The organism is Lysinibacillus sp. NPDC056959 (assembly GCF_042674095.1).
GTDB lineage: Bacteria > Bacillota > Bacilli > Bacillales_A > Planococcaceae > Lysinibacillus > Lysinibacillus zambalensis.
In genome coordinates, this window is record NZ_JBHURE010000022.1 from 1 (window position 1) to 18,508 (window position 18,508).

General features: G+C 37.3%; 17 protein-coding genes. 9 read left to right on the forward strand and 8 right to left on the reverse strand.

Features of this window, described 5'->3' with window-relative positions; genetic code table 11:
• Positions 1 to 1,061: 1,061 nt before the first annotated feature.
• Positions 1,062 to 1,718, forward strand: coding sequence for a hypothetical protein (locus tag ACFTQ7_RS19440; RefSeq protein WP_386830453.1), 657 nt, complete (start codon positions 1,062 to 1,064; stop codon positions 1,716 to 1,718).
• 213 nt (positions 1,719 to 1,931) lie between these two features.
• Here ACFTQ7_RS19440 and ACFTQ7_RS19445 read toward each other — a convergent pair whose 3' ends face one another.
• Together ACFTQ7_RS19445 and ACFTQ7_RS19450 are read right to left on the reverse strand one after the other, a co-directional pair.
• Positions 1,932 to 2,231, reverse strand: coding sequence for a hypothetical protein (locus ACFTQ7_RS19445; RefSeq protein ID WP_386830454.1), 300 nt, complete (start codon positions 2,229 to 2,231; stop codon positions 1,932 to 1,934).
• A 14-nt stretch (positions 2,232 to 2,245) separates the two neighbouring features.
• On the reverse strand, positions 2,246 to 2,935 hold the full coding sequence (locus tag ACFTQ7_RS19450) for a B3/B4 domain-containing protein (protein WP_386830455.1): 690 nt from the start codon (positions 2,933 to 2,935) through the stop codon (positions 2,246 to 2,248).
• Positions 2,936 to 2,994: 59 nt separating this feature from the next.
• Between ACFTQ7_RS19450 and queG the strand changes: the two genes are divergently transcribed.
• A complete protein-coding gene (gene queG, locus ACFTQ7_RS19455; protein WP_386830456.1) occupies positions 2,995 to 4,125 on the forward strand; it encodes a tRNA epoxyqueuosine(34) reductase QueG in 1,131 nt (376 codons plus the stop codon).
• A 14-nt stretch (positions 4,126 to 4,139) separates the two neighbouring features.
• A complete protein-coding gene (gene trmL / locus ACFTQ7_RS19460; protein ID WP_386830457.1) occupies positions 4,140 to 4,613 on the forward strand; it encodes a tRNA (uridine(34)/cytosine(34)/5-carboxymethylaminomethyluridine(34)-2'-O)-methyltransferase TrmL in 474 nt (157 codons plus the stop codon).
• 190 nt (positions 4,614 to 4,803) lie between these two features.
• On the opposite strand, the gene ACFTQ7_RS19465 is transcribed toward trmL, so the two are convergent.
• The gene (locus ACFTQ7_RS19465) at positions 4,804 to 5,649 is read right to left on the reverse strand and encodes a VOC family protein (protein WP_386830458.1); all 846 of its coding nucleotides are present in this window, start codon (positions 5,647 to 5,649) and stop codon (positions 4,804 to 4,806) included.
• Positions 5,650 to 6,243: 594 nt separating this feature from the next.
• Here ACFTQ7_RS19465 and ACFTQ7_RS19470 point away from each other — a divergent pair.
• The gene (locus ACFTQ7_RS19470; protein ID WP_170939047.1) at positions 6,244 to 6,420 is read left to right on the forward strand and encodes a hypothetical protein; all 177 of its coding nucleotides are present in this window, start codon (positions 6,244 to 6,246) and stop codon (positions 6,418 to 6,420) included.
• A gap of 84 nt (positions 6,421 to 6,504) precedes the next feature.
• Positions 6,505 to 7,335 carry an aldo/keto reductase gene (locus ACFTQ7_RS19475; protein ID WP_386830459.1) on the forward strand — a complete coding sequence of 277 codons (831 nt, stop codon included), beginning with the start codon at positions 6,505 to 6,507 and terminating at the stop codon, positions 7,333 to 7,335.
• Between the two features lie 50 nt (positions 7,336 to 7,385).
• On the opposite strand, the gene ACFTQ7_RS19480 is transcribed toward ACFTQ7_RS19475, so the two are convergent.
• The 3 genes from ACFTQ7_RS19480 to ACFTQ7_RS19490 all read right to left on the reverse strand — a co-directional run bounded on the left by ACFTQ7_RS19480 (position 7,386) and on the right by ACFTQ7_RS19490 (position 11,140).
• Positions 7,386 to 9,563: a 5'-nucleotidase C-terminal domain-containing protein gene (locus tag ACFTQ7_RS19480; RefSeq protein ID WP_386830460.1), complete on the reverse strand. Its 2,178-nt coding sequence runs from the start codon at positions 9,561 to 9,563 to the stop codon at positions 7,386 to 7,388.
• A gap of 257 nt (positions 9,564 to 9,820) precedes the next feature.
• The gene (locus ACFTQ7_RS19485) at positions 9,821 to 10,660 is read right to left on the reverse strand and encodes an RluA family pseudouridine synthase (protein WP_386830461.1); all 840 of its coding nucleotides are present in this window, start codon (positions 10,658 to 10,660) and stop codon (positions 9,821 to 9,823) included.
• Positions 10,661 to 10,714: 54 nt separating this feature from the next.
• A complete protein-coding gene (locus ACFTQ7_RS19490) occupies positions 10,715 to 11,140 on the reverse strand; it encodes a disulfide formation protein C (protein ID WP_349662143.1) in 426 nt (141 codons plus the stop codon).
• A 193-nt stretch (positions 11,141 to 11,333) separates the two neighbouring features.
• On the opposite strand from ACFTQ7_RS19490, the gene ACFTQ7_RS19495 reads away from it, so the two are divergent.
• The 4 genes from ACFTQ7_RS19495 to ACFTQ7_RS19510 all read left to right on the forward strand — a co-directional run bounded on the left by ACFTQ7_RS19495 (position 11,334) and on the right by ACFTQ7_RS19510 (position 15,050).
• A complete protein-coding gene (locus ACFTQ7_RS19495; RefSeq protein ID WP_349662142.1) occupies positions 11,334 to 12,449 on the forward strand; it encodes a GAF domain-containing sensor histidine kinase in 1,116 nt (371 codons plus the stop codon).
• 11 nt (positions 12,450 to 12,460) lie between these two features.
• A complete protein-coding gene (locus tag ACFTQ7_RS19500; RefSeq protein WP_386830462.1) occupies positions 12,461 to 13,108 on the forward strand; it encodes a response regulator in 648 nt (215 codons plus the stop codon).
• Positions 13,109 to 13,318: 210 nt separating this feature from the next.
• On the forward strand, positions 13,319 to 14,233 hold the full coding sequence (locus ACFTQ7_RS19505; protein ID WP_386830463.1) for a helix-turn-helix transcriptional regulator: 915 nt from the start codon (positions 13,319 to 13,321) through the stop codon (positions 14,231 to 14,233).
• Between the two features lie 73 nt (positions 14,234 to 14,306).
• Positions 14,307 to 15,050, forward strand: a complete 744-nt coding sequence (locus ACFTQ7_RS19510; protein ID WP_386830464.1) for an effector binding domain-containing protein — start codon at positions 14,307 to 14,309, stop codon at positions 15,048 to 15,050.
• A 68-nt stretch (positions 15,051 to 15,118) separates the two neighbouring features.
• Here ACFTQ7_RS19510 and ACFTQ7_RS19515 read toward each other — a convergent pair whose 3' ends face one another.
• Both ACFTQ7_RS19515 and ACFTQ7_RS19520 read right to left on the reverse strand, forming a co-directional pair.
• Positions 15,119 to 16,027, reverse strand: coding sequence for a cation diffusion facilitator family transporter (locus ACFTQ7_RS19515; RefSeq protein WP_386830465.1), 909 nt, complete (start codon positions 16,025 to 16,027; stop codon positions 15,119 to 15,121).
• Positions 16,028 to 16,316: 289 nt separating this feature from the next.
• Complete coding sequence (locus ACFTQ7_RS19520) at positions 16,317 to 17,654, reverse strand: hemolysin family protein (protein ID WP_349662137.1); 1,338 nt, start codon at positions 17,652 to 17,654, stop codon at positions 16,317 to 16,319.
• Positions 17,655 to 18,508 lie beyond the last annotated feature (854 nt).

Here is an 18,508-nt window from a genome sequence, read left to right on the forward strand (position 1 = left end):
CCACGAGCAGTTACGTTCTACCCTGGCTACTGCTATAATAAAACCATTTGAAAAATGTTCAACCAGAAATATCTGGCTGACCTTATAATACGAAGAGTAGTACAGAACATCGAATTTTTAATTGAATATGAGGAGAGATAGAAAATGCTTCATAATGGATTAAAACATGTTGGAATATTAATCATGTTAATTTTCGGTGGAGTCTTTTTGCTAAAATGGTTTTTCATGATGAATTATTATTGGATCAATAAATTGCCTTTGCAATAGGTCTACATTACTTCTTTATTCGTTAATGCAAGGTGAGGTAATTATAATCACATAAAAAGCTCTCCTACACAAAAGATGTAAGAGAGCTATTGGATGGCGTTTTCAAATAATAGTCAAGTTGTTTGAGTATGGCCATTGCTTATAGTTGGTTATTAGTCATTGGTCATACAGTAACAGGTAACTTGTCATAGGTTTCGTTTGAGTTAGCTCCAAAAAGCTAGTTTTGAAAACAGCACATCCAATTCGATATGAAGTCTCAACGACTTCATAAACTTATTGTATACATTTCCAAATGATATGAAAAGCTCTGATTCATCAGTATGTATGTACTGTAGGATATTACCGATAAATTACATACGTTTTGGCATTCAAATGACGAGCAAAAATTCATATTTGTTACAAATTTTCGAAGGACTCTCAGTGACATGTTGTAGATAAATGTCAAAGTTATTTCATGTTTGAATTCATTTATTCTGTACACACTTTTCCTATTTTTTATAGTTTTAACCTTGATATAAAAGGCTTTATTGATTTTTAATAGATGTTTCCTTCGGTGCAATCGAGCGTATAGAATACTTGCTTTAGCTATTTCAATGTACAATATAAAGTTTTTATTTTAACAAAATGTCGAAAAATGGCGAATGATAATTATGGTAATATAATCCTAGTTTTGTCAGAATTGTAATAGGAAGAAATGAAATATTAATTTAGGGACTTTTTGTAATGTAATTCTATTTCATTGAATCTAGAAAAGTATATTTTTTATTGATATGCATTCGGAGGGAATAAAGGTAATGAAGAAAGCTTTATTATTACTTCTAGCAATTATGCTAGTTGGATGTTCTGGAGAGGGAACAGAGAAGAAAAAAGAGGCAAATGTAAAAAAAGATGAGGTAACAAAAGAAGAGGTCGTAAAGGAAGAGAAAGTCGTTCCAGTAAAATTTGAAGAGGTTGATCCTGAATCTAAGGCTGCGATAGAAAAGTTTGTTAAAAAATACAATGTCAGAGTTGATATATATAAACAGGATCCAGAAGAAGGAATTGAAATAGCGAAAATTCCAGAACCAATAACTAGTGAACTGAATAAAGAGGAAAAAATTCTCTCACAAACCTTATTGGATACTGATTTTAAAAAACATAAGGGTCATTATAAGATAGACGCTAAATATAATGAGGATAAAAAAATAATTGGATATAATATTTCTATAGAAGGAATCCCCGCAACCGAATTAAGTGAAAATGGAGAAGAATGGGCAGAAGGAATCACATCCACTATGACAATTGCTGATGCATTAGGGTTGAATATAGATAAATACGACGAAGAAAGTGATATAGCTTTTGACGAGGAGAATTATACATATACTGATCCTAACACTAAGACTAATGTAACTTTTCTTTATGCTGATTGGGATTTAGGGAAATTTGAAATTAAATATGATTTAAGTATGTAGAACAAAAAGCGTTCCAAAGCTGCACTCCAATTGTTAAACACAATTGGAGGTGCAGTTCAAAAAGGATGCTTTTTTTGTTTCTGTATTTCTATTTTAGAAAAAATAGCCTTGGCGCTCGAGATTAGAAATAACGAGAATCATCAAAATTAATTTCAACACTATAATTCTTTGCATTGATAAGATTCGATAATTTATGGGCATCTTTCTCTAGTTTTATAGCAAGTTCGCGGTAATCATCTGGCTCGTACATAGCAATTTCATAAAGCATTGTAGTTTCACCATAACCCATGCGTACACTTTCTTTTTCATGCATACTAAACGATCTAATGTACGAACATCAAGACGTACTTGAGCTAATTCAGCTTCAATTACTTTCATTGCGCGATTACTTGTTTTGGGTGCTTGTCCCTTTTCAACAGTTACAAAAGCACTGCGATGTAATTCACTAACAAGCTCCTGAACTTTTTTTGCTAAAATACTTTTTAGCTTAACGGCTTCTGCAAGATTAATCATGAAAACACGTCCTTTTACAGTGTAGTAGATGGTGCTGCGTTTGTTAATAGGGCCATTTTATAATCGCCGCCATGAATTTGATTAAACATCTTACCAGCAGATGCTAGAAGCTCTTCCGCACGTTCTTCTGACAATGATGGACGGAGGTAGAAGATATGTAAAGCCTCGGTTGTTTCCTCTGAAACAGACGTACGTTTAGAATCGACAAATGGTGACCCAAATGCTCCTTCAGCATCATAGCTATAAAGGATATTTTTTAATGAATTAAAACGACCATTTAGGCCTTCATAGCTCGTTTCCTCGTTGCCAAGTGCGATTTCTATATTTTCTTTTAGTGTAGCTACATCATATAAGCCTACTGGAATCTCATACTGGAGGGAGAAGAAATTATTTAAATCAACACCTGAGTGAAGTGGTGTTAAATAATTTTCCTTACTAATTCGGCGCATTAAGCTTTCTGCTGAGTGACGATAGCGGTTTGGATCTGCACCAAGCTTTTTCCACAATTGTCGCCATTCTGCGATACCCTCTCGTTGCGTTACAGGAATATCTTGCAGTTCTAAAAAAAGGTTTTCCTGATACAATTGCATGCGGCCTTTAATCATTTGAGGCGATTCTGCAACGACAATTTTGGTATAATGAATAATGCCGATTTTAAGCTCGGGATGTTGTGTCAATAGAGATCGATTAATTGAAATTTCCATAAAACATCACCTACTTTATCTATTTTTATTATTGTACCATGTAAGGAGTTGGGAATAAAATGAACATACATGACCTACAACGTGAATTTGTAGCGTATGCAATGTCCATTGGTGTAGACAAGATTGGCTTTACAACAGCAGCTCCTTTTACTGAAATGAAAAATAGACTGCGCCGTCAGCAAGAACTTGGCTATCAGTCTGGGTTTGAAGAAATCGATATAGAAAAACGTACCGAACCCCTACAATTGTTAGAAGGAGCAGAGAGCATTGTGGCGATAGCTGTAGCATATCCGTCGCGTATGCAAGATGCACCTGTAGGCAAAAAGGGATCAAGACGCGGAATTTTTTGTCGTGCTTCTTGGGGCGTCGATTATCATACAGCATTACGTGAGCGCTTGAAATTATTATCAGCCTGGCTTGAGGAACGCATAGAAGGTGCACGTATTGAATCAATGGTTGATACGGGTGCACTTGTGGATAGGGCAGTGGCAGAGCGTGCAGGGATAGGCTGGAGCGGGAAAAACTGCTCGGTTATTACTCCTGAGTTCGGCTCTTATGTATATTTAGGAGAGCTTATTACGAATATCCCTTTTGCTCCTGATAAGCCTATGGAGGATGAATGCGGTGATTGCCGTTTATGTTTAGATGTTTGTCCAACAGGCGCGTTAATCGAGGGAGGACAGTTAGACTCTCAGCGTTGTATAGCCTTTTTAACGCAAACTAAGGGAATGCTACCTGATGAGTTTCGTACCCATATTGGAAACCGTTTGTATGGCTGTGATACATGCCAGACCGTATGCCCAAAGAATAAGGGGAAGATTAACTGGATACATGAGGAATTTAAACCTGACCCAGAGCTTGCAAAGCCATTACTTGTACCACTTTTAACGATTTCGAATCGTGACTTTAAAGAAAAATTTGGACATGTTTCTGGTTCATGGCGGGGGAAAAAGCCAATTCAACGCAATGCTATTTTGGCACTTGCGCACTTTAAAGAGGAAGCTGCAGTACCGGATTTAGTAGCACTTCTTGAAAAGGACGAACGACCAGTAATTCGAGGGACAGCAGCATGGGCTTTAGGTAAAATAGGCGGGGAGCAGTCTCAATCTGCATTACTTAAGGCAAAAGGAATAGAACAAGACGAGGAAGTACTCGTTGAAATTAATAAAGGTTTACAATTTTTTAATTAAGGAAGTGTACCGTTATGCCATTGCATATCGTTTTATATCAACCAGAAATTCCAGCAAATACAGGAAATATTGCACGCACATGTGCTGGCACAAATACCTCACTACATTTAATTCGTCCTCTTGGTTTTTCAACAGACGATAAGATGCTAAAACGTGCCGGCTTAGATTATTGGCATAGTGTAAATGTCGTGTACCACGATTCGCTAGAGGATTTTTTAGAGGCATCCAAAAATGGCGACGTTTATTTAATTGAGACATATAGTGAAGAGCCATTTACGACACATGATTTTAGTGATAAAGATCGTGATATTTACTTTATGTTTGGAAAAGAAACGACTGGCCTGCCAAAGGATTTTGCGTCTGAGCGTAAAGATATGTGCTTACGAATTCCACAAAGTGAGCATGTTCGTTCACTCAATTTATCGAATACAGCAGCAATTGTTATTTATGAGGCATTGCGTCAACAAGGATATCCTGGGTTACATTAAAAAGAAACTGATCAAAACATTAAAAAGCGCGAGAAATCAATTTAGAAATGTTGATTTCTCGCGCTTTTTTGATGTGAAAATTATTGATTTTATTTCTGCGAGTGACGGAAAGAACCCGTCAAGCGACGGAAAGCCCACCGCAAGCGACGGATACAATCCTCAAACCGCCGGATAGACCGTCACATCACTCTTAAAATTTCATTAAAACAACGATACCTGATGGGTCTTCTGTTTGGAAACCTCCATCTATATCATTAACAGGTGCACCAATTGCAAGAAGATTTTCTTTCATTGTTGCTGCTTGCTTTTCATTATCTAGACGCAGTGAAAATGTTTTTAAGCCAACCTGATGTTCACCAAGCTTTGGTGCGTTTTCAGAGTGCCAAGTGTTTAAACCGATATGATGGTGATAGCGGCCAGTTGAGATGAATAAAGCTTGTGCTCCATAGCGAGTGACAATCTCAAATCCTAATCCTTTTGTATAAAATTCCTCTGCGGCAGCTAAATTAGAAACTGATAGATGAATATGCCCCATTACCGTATCAGCTGGTAGGCCAGCCCATCTACCATCGCCTTCCTCTAATATAGAATGGATTTTAAGAGGTTCCGTAACCATATGCACTTGGTCGAAATGCCACGTCCATTCATTTTCAGGGCGATCCGCATAAACCTCAATACCATTATTATCAGGATCATTTAAATAAAGTGCTTCACTTACATCATGGTCAGATGCTCCGAAGTAGACGCCATTGTTATGGAAATGAGTAATAATATTTGCTAAATCACGACGAGTAGGCAATAAAATTGCAAAGTGATAAAGTCCAGTTGTTAAGCTCGTTTTTTCTTCTACTGTTTCAGGTTGGACGATTGTCAGTAAAGCTGTTTTACCATCAGCTGTTAGAGTTGCTCTATCAGATTCCTGATGTAAAACTTTAAAGCCAATGACCTCCTGATAATAAGTTAATGAACGTTGTAAATCGCTCACTTTAATTTCAACATTCGTGACATATGTGTTAGGTTTTTCATGAAAATGCATAGTTAATTACCTCCAAATATAAGTTATAATTAATTATCAAGTTACTTTATGTAAGTAAGTTTATTTTATAAAGTACAAAATGTCAAGTAATTATATTGTTCCAAAAATTAAGAGAAGTAACCGAAGCGACAGCAACAATGTTTTATTTGCGCGAAAGCGAAGCGTCAGCGACAATGTTTTAACTGTGCGAAAGCGAAGCGACAGCAACAAAGCGCCCATTTGGAACGGAAATCAACTCCTCGCTTTGCCAAAGACCCAACTTTATTTAATTATGACACTTATTCTTTACCATATATTTTTTCAACAACAAAAAAATCACTAAGCATCTATTTATGCTTAGTGATTTTCTTGGGGTATTACTTTTCTGATCTGTAGTTGCCTTCGTAACCAGCAGTGAAAATAGCAGTTAAGAACGCAACAGTTACACCAATAATTAAAATTAAACTCATGGAAGAACCCTCCTCATGTTTATAAAGAAATCTCTTTTTAGTATAGCCTATCCACTATAAAAATGAAACGACATAGAGGAATAAAATATGTCAGAAATGGTTCAGAAATAACTATTTCGGGAAAACTATAAGAGAGGTGATAATAATGGAAAAAAAGGTTCCAAATATCGAAAACGGTACAATGGCTAGAAATTTTAAGGATTTACAGGATTTAGGAAAGCAGATGGAGCATTTACGTGATGGTCAAGAGCTTATAGAAGACGATCGAATTCCAGACCCTATCCAAGTGGATGATTATGAAGAGAAGGCAGAAGAACAATAAGTAATTCCCCCGGAAACTTTCCTTATGTTTCTTAAAACCAATTTTTTGTATAATGGAACTAGGAAAAGAAAGGGGTTGTTATTCTTGAATTTACAATCAACAAAAACATTAGCAAACGGTGCGGAAATGCCTCGCTTTGGCTTAGGCGTTTACAAAATGACAGAGCGTGATGAGACTTTACAGGCTATTGATAAAGCTCTTAAATTTGGCTACCGAGCTATCGATACGGCTTCTCTTTATGGTAATGAGGCTGAGGTGGGCGAAGCTATTCGTCATTCAGGCGTAAAACGTGAGGATATTTTTGTGACGACAAAGGTTTGGAATAATGACCAAGGTTATGATGAAACATTACGAGCTTTTGAAGTATCTTTGAAAAAGTTAAATATGGACTATTTAGATTTATATTTAGCACATTGGGCAGTTCCAGAAACATTTGAAGAGACGTATAGAGCAATTGAGCGTTTATATGATGAAAAACTAATTCGTGCAACAGGAGTCTCAAATCACCATGAGCACCATTTACAAAAGCTGTTAGCTAAAGCAAACATTGCACCAATGGTCAATCAAGTAGAGGTGCATCCATATTTACAGCAAGATGCATTAAGAGCATATTGTAGCGAGCATGGAATTGCTGTTACAGCATGGTCTCCATTAGGTCGCGGTGGTGTGCTTGATAATCCAATGATTATGGAAGTTGGTCGCGAAATAGGGAAGACAGCTGCTCAAGTAGTGCTTCGCTGGCATTTACAAAATGATACACTTATTATTCCAAAGTCTGTGACACCAAGTCGTATTGAGGAAAACGCACAGATTTTTGATTTTGAATTAACATTAGCACAAATGGATAAAATAGCTACAGTAAATCGCAATGAACGATTTGGGCAAGACCCAGATAACTTTAAATTTAATTTTTAGTGCAATAGAAATCCCGCTCTCTAATTTGAGATGCGGGATCTTCTAATGTATTATTTTGATTCTTTTACAAAAGGAACGTAGTTAGAAAGCATTTTTGCCATATGTGCACGTGTAGCGTTGTTACCAGGCATAAATTTGCCGTTTGCGCCGCTAACAATCTTTAAGTCTTTCAGAAGTGCGATAGCATCTTGTGTTTCAGCATCGTATTTAGAAATATCACTGAAATCAGCTTTTAAACCTGTTTTTGCGTCATGTTGTAAGTTATAAGCACGAGCGAACATTAATGCAAGTTGAGCACGAGTTACTTTTGCATTAGGATTGAATTTACTACCATTCACACCTTTTACAATTCCAGCCTCAGCAAGTGCTATAATTTCTTTTTGTGTTTCAGCATTTACATTAGCAATATCCGAGAATGTTGCTTGACCCTTAGCTTCAAGCTTTAAGGCACGTGAGATAAATGATGCAGCTTGAGCACGAGTTAAGTTCGCGTTTGGTGAATAAATTGTTGCAGAAGTACCGTTTGTTAAATCACGGTAATAAAGGTCGCGAACATAGCCTTCTGTTTCTGATCCTTTTACGATATCTGTAAATGGAATTGATGCAATAATACGTCCTTCTACTTTTGCATCAACTTTTTTCAGTGTATTTAAGTGTTCGATAAACATTTCATAGTCAATTGTACCAGGTTCACTTACACGGCCGTCTTCATAAACTTTTTTCAGTGTATCATAGCCGTCTCCACCTTTAGCAGTGAAAGTGTTTGTTGCAGCTTTATAATAGGCTGCTTTATCTAGTTCTTTACCATTTAATTTAATAGATTTTATACGTTTATCAGCAGGTGCTTTTCCATCAAATTCTACTTGTAAACCTGAGAAGTGTAAGAAGCCACCAAATTCTTTAGGGAACTCTTTCACACTATGTTCAGCAATTTCATAGATTTCAGCACCTTTTAATTTTACGATGCCAAGTGCATTACCGAATGGCATTACTGTCATAACTTCGCCAACAGTGATATCTCCTGCATCAATACTTGCGCGGATACCACCACCATTTTGGAAAGCAAATTGTACTTCAGGGTCAATTTTTTTAGCACCAGCAAGCATACCATCAGTAATTAAGTTACCAAGGTTTGTTTCTCCAGCACGAACACCCCAAAGATTACGACCGCCATTTAGCGGTGAAACAGCTGTATTACCTGTTGATTGATTTAATATTTTCGAGATCTTCTCTTTATATGGAGCTAAAAGTGCTGTAGCTTCAGCGTCAGCTTCTACAGGCTTTTCTTTATCATTTAGAGCATGTAATTGACCGAAGTAGTCAACAACAGCACCGTTATTGTCGAATGTTAAGTCTAATTCACCTAAATTTTCGCTATATTGACCTGTTTGAACGATAATTGTAGGGTTCTTAAACGATGTTTCAGCTTTCACAGGCTTGTCTAATTTTGTATGTGTATGACCACCTACGATTACATCAATGCCTTCTACAGCTTTCGCTAGTAATTGATCATTATCCCATTCTACGGAGTCATCGAAGCCTATGTGAGTTAATGCAACAATTTTGTTAACACCTTGTTTTTCAAATTCTGCTACTGCTTTTTTCGCAGAATCGATATAGTTCGCAAATTTCACGTTAGCAACGCTTGAAATCGAAGGTGTTTCTTCTGTTGTTAAACTGAAAATACCTACTTTTTCTCCGGCGATTTCTTTAATAATACCGTCGTAAATTTTACCGTTTTCAAAGTCTTTAGTGACTGTTTTGAATTGTAAGCCGTCGAATAAAGAATCCTTTGAAAAGTCTAGGTTACTCCCCAATAATGGGAAATCAGCACCCTTAACGAATTTAGCAAGTGCAGCATGTCCTTCTGGGCTTGATCCTAAGTCGAACTCATGGTTACCAAAAGTCATGGCATCATAACCCATTAAGTTCATTAACTTCATATCAGCTTCTCCAGCAAATTCGTTAAAGTATAAAGTACCAGAGAAAACGTCACCAGCATCTAAAAGAAGTGAATTTGCATTTGCAGCACGAAGTTCTTTTACTTTTGTTGCACGCTTTGGAGCATCCTCAGCGTGTGCATGCGTGTCATTTGAGTGTAGAACTGTTAATTTGAAACCATCTTTCGTAGCAATTGGTGTTGTTTCCGCTGCATGTGCGGCAAAACCGGGTGTAGCTAGCAAACTCGCAACTAGAGTTGTTGCTGCAATACTTTTAACCCATTTCATCAATAAATTCCCCCTTATATTATCAGATGACTGATATTTCACTCTAATTCTATCATGAAAGAAATCCAACGTCATTACCAATAATGGAAATGTATATTAAAATTGCTGTAAAAAATAGATGAAAGAAATGTAAAGTAATATATTTATACTTTTTTAGAATAATTAGTAAATAGATTTGAAATAAAGGCTCATTTTCATAACGGAAAGAGGCATAAAAAAACTGCACCTCCTCTACAATAGGAAGTGCAGTACAACAATTATTTCTCGTCCTTTACAACGATCTGCTTATTTAAAAATGGATGCTCGAATTCCAATTGAATAGCATGAAGCTCGTAATCATCACTTGCCGTTTCCCTTGCTCCATACATTGTATCGCCAATAATCGGATGACCGAGATGTGCTAAATGTACGCGAATTTGATGTGTTCTTCCTGTTTCAAGAATTAGATGAACAACACAAGAGCTTTTATAGCGAGCTACAACTTCATAGTGTGTAACTGCATGTTGTCCAGTTTTAGAAACGACACGTCTTGTTGCATGATGTCGGTCTTTCCCGATTGCTTCAGAAATTGTGCCAGATGAAGAACGTAAATTTCCTTGCACTTCTGCAGCGTATGTTCGAATAATTGATTTTTCCTCAATCATACGGTCAAAGATTGATTTTGCTAAGGGATGTTTTGCTACAAGTAACAAACCTTGTGTCCCTCTATCTAAACGATGCACATGCTCCGCATAAGTGCCGCCTTGCTGTTTAATATGGGCCATAACATGATTCATACAAGTATGAGTATCACGCTCATCATTTGGATGTGTCGACATGCCTTTTGGTTTAGAAACGATCAAACAATGGTCATCCTCATAGACGACATCAATTGCACAAACTGGTGTCGGTTGATAATTGGATGTCGGAATCGGGAATGTAAATTTTATGATTGTTCCTACTTGTAGTGGATCTTTCCACTGAATAGGCTCTCCGTCAACAGTTGTGATAGCCTTCGCCATTCTTAGTTCATGGACTAGCTTTTTGCCGAGTCGCCAATTATTGCGCAATAGGTCCTCGACTGTCAAATCATTCGTATTTATTTCATAGTGAAACATATATCTTCCTCCGTAGAAAAGACCGTATTCCAATTGTAGAACACGGTCTAGAAATTAATTTGCTGCTTTAGCAGCCTTCATTACATAGAAGCTTGCCCCTGCAATTAAAATAAATGCAGTTAACGCTAAAAATGGGATTGTGATAAAACCTAACCAGTTGATATATTGACCAGTACATGAAACAGGACCACAAGAAGGTGCAGTTTCAGCTAAAAAACTAAGCTTTTGAATACCATAATGATAAAGTGATATACTGCCTCCCATAATGGCAAAAACAGCAGTTGTTACAGCAATACGTGCATTTTTTTGGATAAAGGCAATCGTTGTCATAATGACAATTGGATACATGAAAATTCGTTGGTACCAGCACAATTTGCAAGGTTCATAATGACGGATTTCTGAAAAGTATAAGGAACCCAATGTTGCAACGACAGAGACAATCCAAATAAATAATAAGCCATTCTCTACTTTTTTAGACATATAAGTTCTCTCCTTAGTATAACCATGTACTTGTTCGATTATAGTTGTTCTAGTTTTATATGTAAATTAACTTACCCAAAATAAGGTATATTCTTATAAAAAATTTCAGTCTAAAGTATGAATGGCTTAGGCAGACGTTCCAGACTTTGAAATGTTATCATTAAATTAGCAATGCCAAAGAAGAGGTGTTTTTGTGAGGGAGAATGATCATTCCAATATTGGTATTTTAAAAGAGATTGCAGAGTTATTAAACGAAGAAACTGAAATTGTGTCGATGTTAAAAGGAGCGCTTGTGAAATTTTTAAATGGCACAAATTTTGAAACAGGCTGGATTTTTTTTATCGATGAAAAAGGGCGATCAGAGCTTGTTGTCCATGTCAATTTACCAGAGGCTTTGGAGTATAAAAATTGTCATTATTTAAAAAAGGGAGGCTGCTGGTGTGTTTCCCGCTATCGTAATGAGGAATTAAAGAAAGCCTCTAATATTATTGAATGTCAACGTATTGAAAGTGCAATTGATGCAAATGTTGGTGATCATGAAGGCATCACACATCATGCAACGGTTCCGCTTCAATCAGGGCAAGAGCGTTTTGGTGTTTTAAATGTTGCATCGAAGGATACCGTGCGTTTTTCAGAGGAAGAGCTAGCATTACTTGAATCGGTTGCTTTTCAGATGGGATCGGCCATTAAGCGTATTTTACTGACAAAGCAGGAGCAGGAAATGGCACTTGTGAAGGAGCGCAATCGTCTAGCCCGTGATTTACACGATTCTGTCAATCAGCTACTTTTTTCGGTTACATTAACGGCGAGAGCTGGTATTGAAATGACAAACGAGTGTGATGTGAAGGAAACGTTTAAGGAAATTCAGCACTTAACACAAGATGCCTTAACAGAAATGCGTGCTCTCATTTGGCAGCTCCGTCCAAAAGGATTAGAAAATGGTTTACTTGAAGCGATCAAAGTGTATGCTGAAATGCTTGGCTTAAAGCTTCATGTAACGGTCTCAGGTGTACTGCAATTCCCATCGCGTATCGAAGAAACATTATTTCGGGTAGCCCAAGAAGCACTTAATAATGTTCGTCGTCATGCTGGGGTTCTGGAGGCTGCACTTTATATTACGGTTACTTCTACAGATATTTTACTTGTTATTCGTGATGAAGGACGAGGCTTCGTCATCGATCATAACACGAAGCTACTTTCGATAGGCTTGCAATCCATAAAGGATCGTGCAAAATCAGTTGGTGGGAAAGCTGACTGGGTTAGTGAAATTGGCAAAGGAACTGAGCTGTTAATCCGCTTGCCATATTAGGGGGGAAGAGTATGATACGTGTTTTAATCGCAGATGATCATCATGTAGTACGTCGGGGATTATTGTTTTTCTTAAAAACACAGAAAGATATTGAAGTTGTAGGAGAAGCAAAAAATGGACTAGAGGCAGTAGCATTAGCGGAAAGTATACAGCCAGATATTATACTCATGGACTTGGTAATGCCTGAAATGGATGGTATTCAGGCAACAAAGCGCATTAAAGCTAAGTTTCCGCATATAGAAATTCTAATGCTGACAAGCTTTTCAGATCGTGATCATGTGGTACCAGCTATGGAGGCAGGAGCTGCAGGCTATCAGTTGAAAGATATTGAGCCTGATGAGTTGGTATTGTCCATTTGTCGTATTATGCGAGGAGAAAATACATTACATCCAGAAGCAACAACGACTCTAGAAATGGATCGTCAAGAATCGAAAAATGCACCGCATGTTTTAAATCCGCTAACACCTCGTGAACAGGATGTGCTTGCAGAGCTTACTAAAGGGAAAAGTAATCGAGAGATTGCGTCCTCTTTATTCGTTACAGAAAAAACAGTGAAAACTCATATTTCTAATATTTTTACGAAGCTACAGGTACAGGATCGTACTCAGGCGGCTCTTTATGCTGTGAAGCACGGACTGACAGAGGGTAGCGGTGTTTAAAAGATAATAAATGTAAACGGCGTGTTTCTACAAATTGTAGCAACTCGCCTTTTTTGTATAGGAAGGTGTGGAATGTGACTCGGGAAGGTCCGATGAAAAGTACTTAGGTTGTTTTTTCTTATATTGTAAATATAATTGAGTAAGGATTTGGAAGTTAAACGATGTAATTAGCAATGGGGGAAATAGGGTTTAGAGTAAAGGAGTACAAATATGAAATTAGAGCGGCTTTTAACGATGACGATGATTTTAATAAATCGTAAAAAGGTGACAGCCCAGGAGCTTGCCGATTTATTTAATGTGTCAGTGCGTACTATTTATCGAGATATTGAAACATTGAGCTGTGCAGGGGTTCCTGTTATTAGCCAGCAAGGTGTTCATGGTGGAATTAGTTTAATCGATGGCTATCGTGTTGATAAGCAAGTGTTGACGAAGGAGGAGCTTACATCACTTTCTATTGCCATTAAAAGTGCACTAACAACATACGAGGATTCACATGCCGAAGCAGTACTTGAAAAATTAACAGGTGTTGCGGATGAGGAAGTAAAGCAATCGATTGATCAACTATTTATTGACCTTAGTCCTTGGGGACCAAATGTTATTTTCAAGGAACAAATTACTTTATTAAAGAAAGCAATTGAATGCGAGCATTGTGTAAGCTTTACGTATTCTACTACACATGGTCATATAACAAGACGATTATTAGAGCCGCATACTATAGTACAAAAGGGAAAAGTTTGGTATGTTTATGGCTATTGCACATTGAGAGAAGATTTTCGCTTATTTAAAATTTCAAGAATGAAGGATATACAAGAAGAGATGACGACTTTCCGGCGCAGGGAAGTCAACTTATCTGAACTCCCATGGGATAAAGAGTGGCACCATCCTCAAAATGTAGTAAACCTTACGTTATATTTCGATTGTGCCATAACGACATTAGTAGAAGAATCATTTGGCGCTGAGCATGTAGATAGTGAAAGTTCTACTATCAACATTGCATTGCCTGAGGATGAATGGCTATACGGATTTCTTCTTAGCTTTGGCCATCGCCTAAAAGTTTTAGAACCACCTCATATACGTGAAATTGTATTAATGCGAGCAAAAGAAATTGTAGCGTTGTATAAATAAAATGAATTGATGACATACAGTTGTCAGGTTTCCTTTGTTATAGTCATTACAAACAAGACGAAGGGTGGATGTAATGATGCAAAGTTATTGTCAAAGCTGTGGAATGCCATTAGTGGATGAGGCATTATTTGGTACGGAAAAAGAAGGGAATAAAAGTGAGGACTATTGCACTTATTGTTATGAAGTAGGAGAGTTCAAACAGTCAAATTTAACAGTTGAAGAAATGATCGAAATTTGTGTCCCACATTTAAAGGAAGATTGTATGGCGGAAGAGGATGCACGCCAAATGTTGACGTCATTTTTACCAAGCTTAAAGAGATGGAGAAAGCATGATCTACAAGAACCAGTTATGATGAATAAAGAATCATTTCAAATTGTAGGAATTTCAGCGCGAACAAGCAATGCAAATGAAATTACCGATCAAGCAAAAATCCCACAATTATGGTCGGATTTTTATCAGCAAAATGTTGTAGGGCAGGTAGCTAATGCAGTAAATCAAGTAACGTATGGCTTGTATTCTGACTATGAAACGGATGTTAACGGAGAATATTCCATTACACTTGGGCTGGAAGTAGTTGCTGCCGACGAAATTCCTGAAGATATGGTTGTAAAAACAGTGCCAGCTGCTAAATACTTAGTTTTCACTTCTGATAAAGGCCCATTTGAAGAAGTTGTCGTAAAAGCATGGCAGGATGTCTGGGCTTGGTTTGCAAGCTCAGATGTAGAGCGAACATACACAGGTGACTTTGAAATGTACGATGAACGATGTGCCAACCCTAAAGAAGCTCAGGTCGATATTTATATTGCCATTAAATAATATAAACAAATTAAACCTCCTATCAATGATAAATAGGAGGTTTCTTTGTTTATATAGTCTCCAACCAATCAATTGGTAGGAGACTTGTCGTCATTTGCTAGAGGATTTACTTCTATTTCAGGCTCAATATGCACGAGTACCTGACAGAAGGGATTTTCAGAAGTAACGGTTTTTTCAATCTCTTCTGTGATTCGATGACTTTCAAAGACATTTAAGTAAGGATCAACAGTCACTGTTACGTCTATAAAATACATATTGCCGTGAGCCCGGCCCTTAAAGTCCAAGAGCTCGATTACTCCGTCAACATTACGAATTAAAATGGATAATGTTTCAACTTCTTCAACATCAAAGGCATCTGTGAGGCTTTGAACTGCCTCCCAAAAGATTTCTACAGCTGTTTTAATAATAAGAAGTGCGACGAGTAGAGCTGTTATTGTATCGATAATGGGGAAGCCAAAAATAGCGCCAAAAATCCCAATTGCTGTACCGATACTAACAAGGGCATCTGAGCGATTATCATAGGCTGCAGCCTTAACAGCAGCGCTTTTTATTTTTTTGGATAGTTCCAAATTATAGCGATACACGATATACATCACAACTGCACTGCCGATTGCCACAAAGGCTGTTAATAATGATGGTGCTGTGCCAGTTGGCTCCCATAGACTTTTTAGCGAATTGATGAGTACTTGTAAGCCAACAATTAGCATAATAAACGAAGCAACAAGTGAAGCAACGGTTTCAGCACGTAAATGTCCGTATTGGTGATTAGAGTCAGGTGGCATTTGAGCAATCCGTAATCCAATTAATACCGCAATGGATGCGATAATATCAGTGGTATTGTTAAGTCCATCTGCTTTTAGTGCTTCTGATGTTCCGATGTAGCCAATCGTCAGTTTTAAAGAGCTTAATATTAGATACGTACCAATAGATAACCAGGCACCTTTTTCCCCTTGACGTAAATTTGTATAGAGCTCCATTTTGTTTCCTCCTAGCAAAACTTTATGGCATTATAAAACGACTCCCTTCTCGTGTAAGGGAGTCGTTTTTTGCGTAAATATTTATTTTACTTCAGTAGAAGCTCTTGCCATTATAGGCTGTGAGCAAAATATTAGTTTTATACTTGATTAAACAATCGCGACATCAATCATACCACTGCAATTAACCTCTTTCAGCGGTTGTCCAAACATCTGCTGAAAGAGTGGAATTCAGGTTTTGTGTATGTACAAAGCCGAATCCAATGCAATTATGCCAAGGCGTAATTGATTTTTAGTCATTTACTTCACCGTTGTCATTTGATAAATCACGTTCAGGTAATTTCAGAACTTCTAAGTATAAAATGTGGTGACCATCTAATTCTTTTGCGATAAATTCATAACCTTGTTCTTCAATACTGTCTCCTTCGACCGCATCAAAGCGTTTCGTCATGAACCAACCACCGATTGTATCAATATCATCATCTTCTATGTCAGTACCTAGCATATCATTAACACTTTCAACTAGCATCTTCGCATCTAAAATAAAGTGATTTTCTGCAATTTCCTGAACCTCTGGAATTTCATCTTCATCGAACTCATCTTGAATGTCGCCGACAATTTCCTCAATAATATCCTCAATCGTAACTAGACCAGATGTTCCGCCATATTCATCCATTAAAATGGCCATATGAATGCGTTCACGCTGTATTTTTAGTAATAATTCGTTAATTTGCGTTGTTTCCATTACGCGAATAATTGGCTGCATATAGTCAATCACTGGTTTATCGCCATTTGCTGGGTCTTTAATGTAGGCGGTTAATAAGTGCTTCATATTGACTAAGCCGATAATATGGTCTTTGTCACCATCGATAATTGGGTAACGGGTATATTGCTCAACGCCCATTAAATCGAAAACTTCTCTAATCGTAAGTTCTTTTTCAATGCCGACGATTTCAGTACGTGGGACCATGATTTCTTTTGCAAGACGATCAGAGAACTCAAAAATACTATTTACATATTCATATTCTGAAGTATTAATTTCTCCACCTTTTAAACTATCCGACAAAATCATACGTAACTCTTCTTCTGTATGGGCCACTTCTGATTCTGACATCATTTTCAAGCCGAAAAGGCCAGTTAAGCCACGTGCAGATCCGTTTAAAAGCTTAATGATTGGATACGTAATATTGTGGAATAATACTAATGGGCCAGCAAGGTTTAATGTTACAAATTCTGCTTTTTGGATGGCAAGTGTTTTTGGCGCCAATTCCCCTATTACTACATGCATAAACGTTACAATTGAGAATGCAAGTATAAATGAAAGGACAGTAGTAATACTTTCACTCAAATTTAGAAATTCAAACACTGGATTCAAGATAATTTTAAATGTAGGTTCACCAAGCCAACCTAGACCTAAAGCAGTGATCGTTATACCTAATTGACATGCAGATAAGTATTCATCTAAATCTGAAACTACACGTTTTGCATTTTTTGCTTTTTTATTGCCTTCTGCAAGCAATTGATCAATACGCGTAGTCCTTACTTTAACGATTGCAAATTCTGTTGCAACGAAAAATCCTGTCATTATTATTAGTAGGGCAAATGCCACCAACCTTATGGTTATTTCCATTATGTCTCCGTCCAAATAATTCCTTTGTTCCCGCCCGAATGAGGGAAGGAAGCAAAGTGTACACCTCCTATGATTTAAAAAATTGTTGAATGATTTAATCATAAAATATTTACATGCAAAACACAAATATTGACAACAACTTTTTTTAGTTAATTTTCTCATGATATATAAAAAATATATAATTTCAAACACCAAAAGATTGAAAATAAAAATTTGTTATGCTAACTTTAAATGTAGCAAAGAAGATAGTTTGTTTAGAGAAAGAAGCATTTACATCTCATATAAAACGACACGTCAAAAATCTCAAGAGTGCATACTTGCGGATTTTTTTAAATGAATTATTTTTAATAGCAACAAAAACGAAGCCATCTCATGCAAATGAGGTGGCTTCTTTGTATTGTAGAAAAATAAAATAGACGGTGTCATAGTATCACTTTTCGGCAAAGCAAGGGTTGATTTCCGTTCCGACTGGGCGCTTTGTTGCTGCCGCTACGCTTTCGCACAGTTAAAACATTTGTTGTTGCTGCCGCTACGCTTTCGCACAGTTAAAACATTTGTTGTTGCTGCCGCTACGCTTTCGCACAGTTAAAACATTTGTTGTTGCTGTCGCTACGCTTTCGCACAGAGCAAAGCTTCCTGGGGGCGTCGGGGCAACAGGATGTTGGTCACGAAGGTGTTATCACAGGACGTGATGCTTTTAGCCTTCGTTCCTCTATATCGCTGATCTCCAAGGAGTCGCCCAGTCTGAACGAAGATCAACCATTCTGCATAATATATGTGCTGGCAGGTTACTCTCATTTGTAGTGATAAAACAAAACTTCAGAATATGTTATTTGTGCGAAAGAGTAGCTACG

Bases quoted from the DNA above. Each gene is read 5' to 3' on its own strand.
- ACFTQ7_RS19450 (WP_386830455.1), bottom strand. From the start codon at position 2,935: ATGGAAATTTCAATTAATCGATCTCTATTGACACAACATCCCGAGCTT.
- ACFTQ7_RS19485 (WP_386830461.1), bottom strand. From the start codon at position 10,660: ATGTTTCACTATGAAATAAATACGAATGATTTGACAGTCGAGGACCTA.
- ACFTQ7_RS19440 (WP_386830453.1), top strand. From the start codon at position 1,062: ATGAAGAAAGCTTTATTATTACTTCTAGCAATTATGCTAGTTGGATGT.
- ACFTQ7_RS19465 (WP_386830458.1), bottom strand. From the start codon at position 5,649: ATGCATTTTCATGAAAAACCTAACACATATGTCACGAATGTTGAAATT.
- ACFTQ7_RS19490 (WP_349662143.1), bottom strand. From the start codon at position 11,140: ATGTCTAAAAAAGTAGAGAATGGCTTATTATTTATTTGGATTGTCTCT.
- ACFTQ7_RS19480 (WP_386830460.1), bottom strand. From the start codon at position 9,563: ATGAAATGGGTTAAAAGTATTGCAGCAACAACTCTAGTTGCGAGTTTG.
- ACFTQ7_RS19510 (WP_386830464.1), top strand. From the start codon at position 14,307: ATGATGCAAAGTTATTGTCAAAGCTGTGGAATGCCATTAGTGGATGAG.
- ACFTQ7_RS19515 (WP_386830465.1), bottom strand. From the start codon at position 16,027: ATGGAGCTCTATACAAATTTACGTCAAGGGGAAAAAGGTGCCTGGTTA.
- ACFTQ7_RS19505 (WP_386830463.1), top strand. From the start codon at position 13,319: ATGAAATTAGAGCGGCTTTTAACGATGACGATGATTTTAATAAATCGT.
- trmL (WP_386830457.1), top strand. From the start codon at position 4,140: ATGCCATTGCATATCGTTTTATATCAACCAGAAATTCCAGCAAATACA.
- ACFTQ7_RS19500 (WP_386830462.1), top strand. From the start codon at position 12,461: ATGATACGTGTTTTAATCGCAGATGATCATCATGTAGTACGTCGGGGA.
- ACFTQ7_RS19445 (WP_386830454.1), bottom strand. From the start codon at position 2,231: ATGATTAATCTTGCAGAAGCCGTTAAGCTAAAAAGTATTTTAGCAAAA.
- queG (WP_386830456.1), top strand. From the start codon at position 2,995: ATGAACATACATGACCTACAACGTGAATTTGTAGCGTATGCAATGTCC.
- ACFTQ7_RS19470 (WP_170939047.1), top strand. From the start codon at position 6,244: ATGGAAAAAAAGGTTCCAAATATCGAAAACGGTACAATGGCTAGAAAT.
- ACFTQ7_RS19520 (WP_349662137.1), bottom strand. From the start codon at position 17,654: ATGGAAATAACCATAAGGTTGGTGGCATTTGCCCTACTAATAATAATG.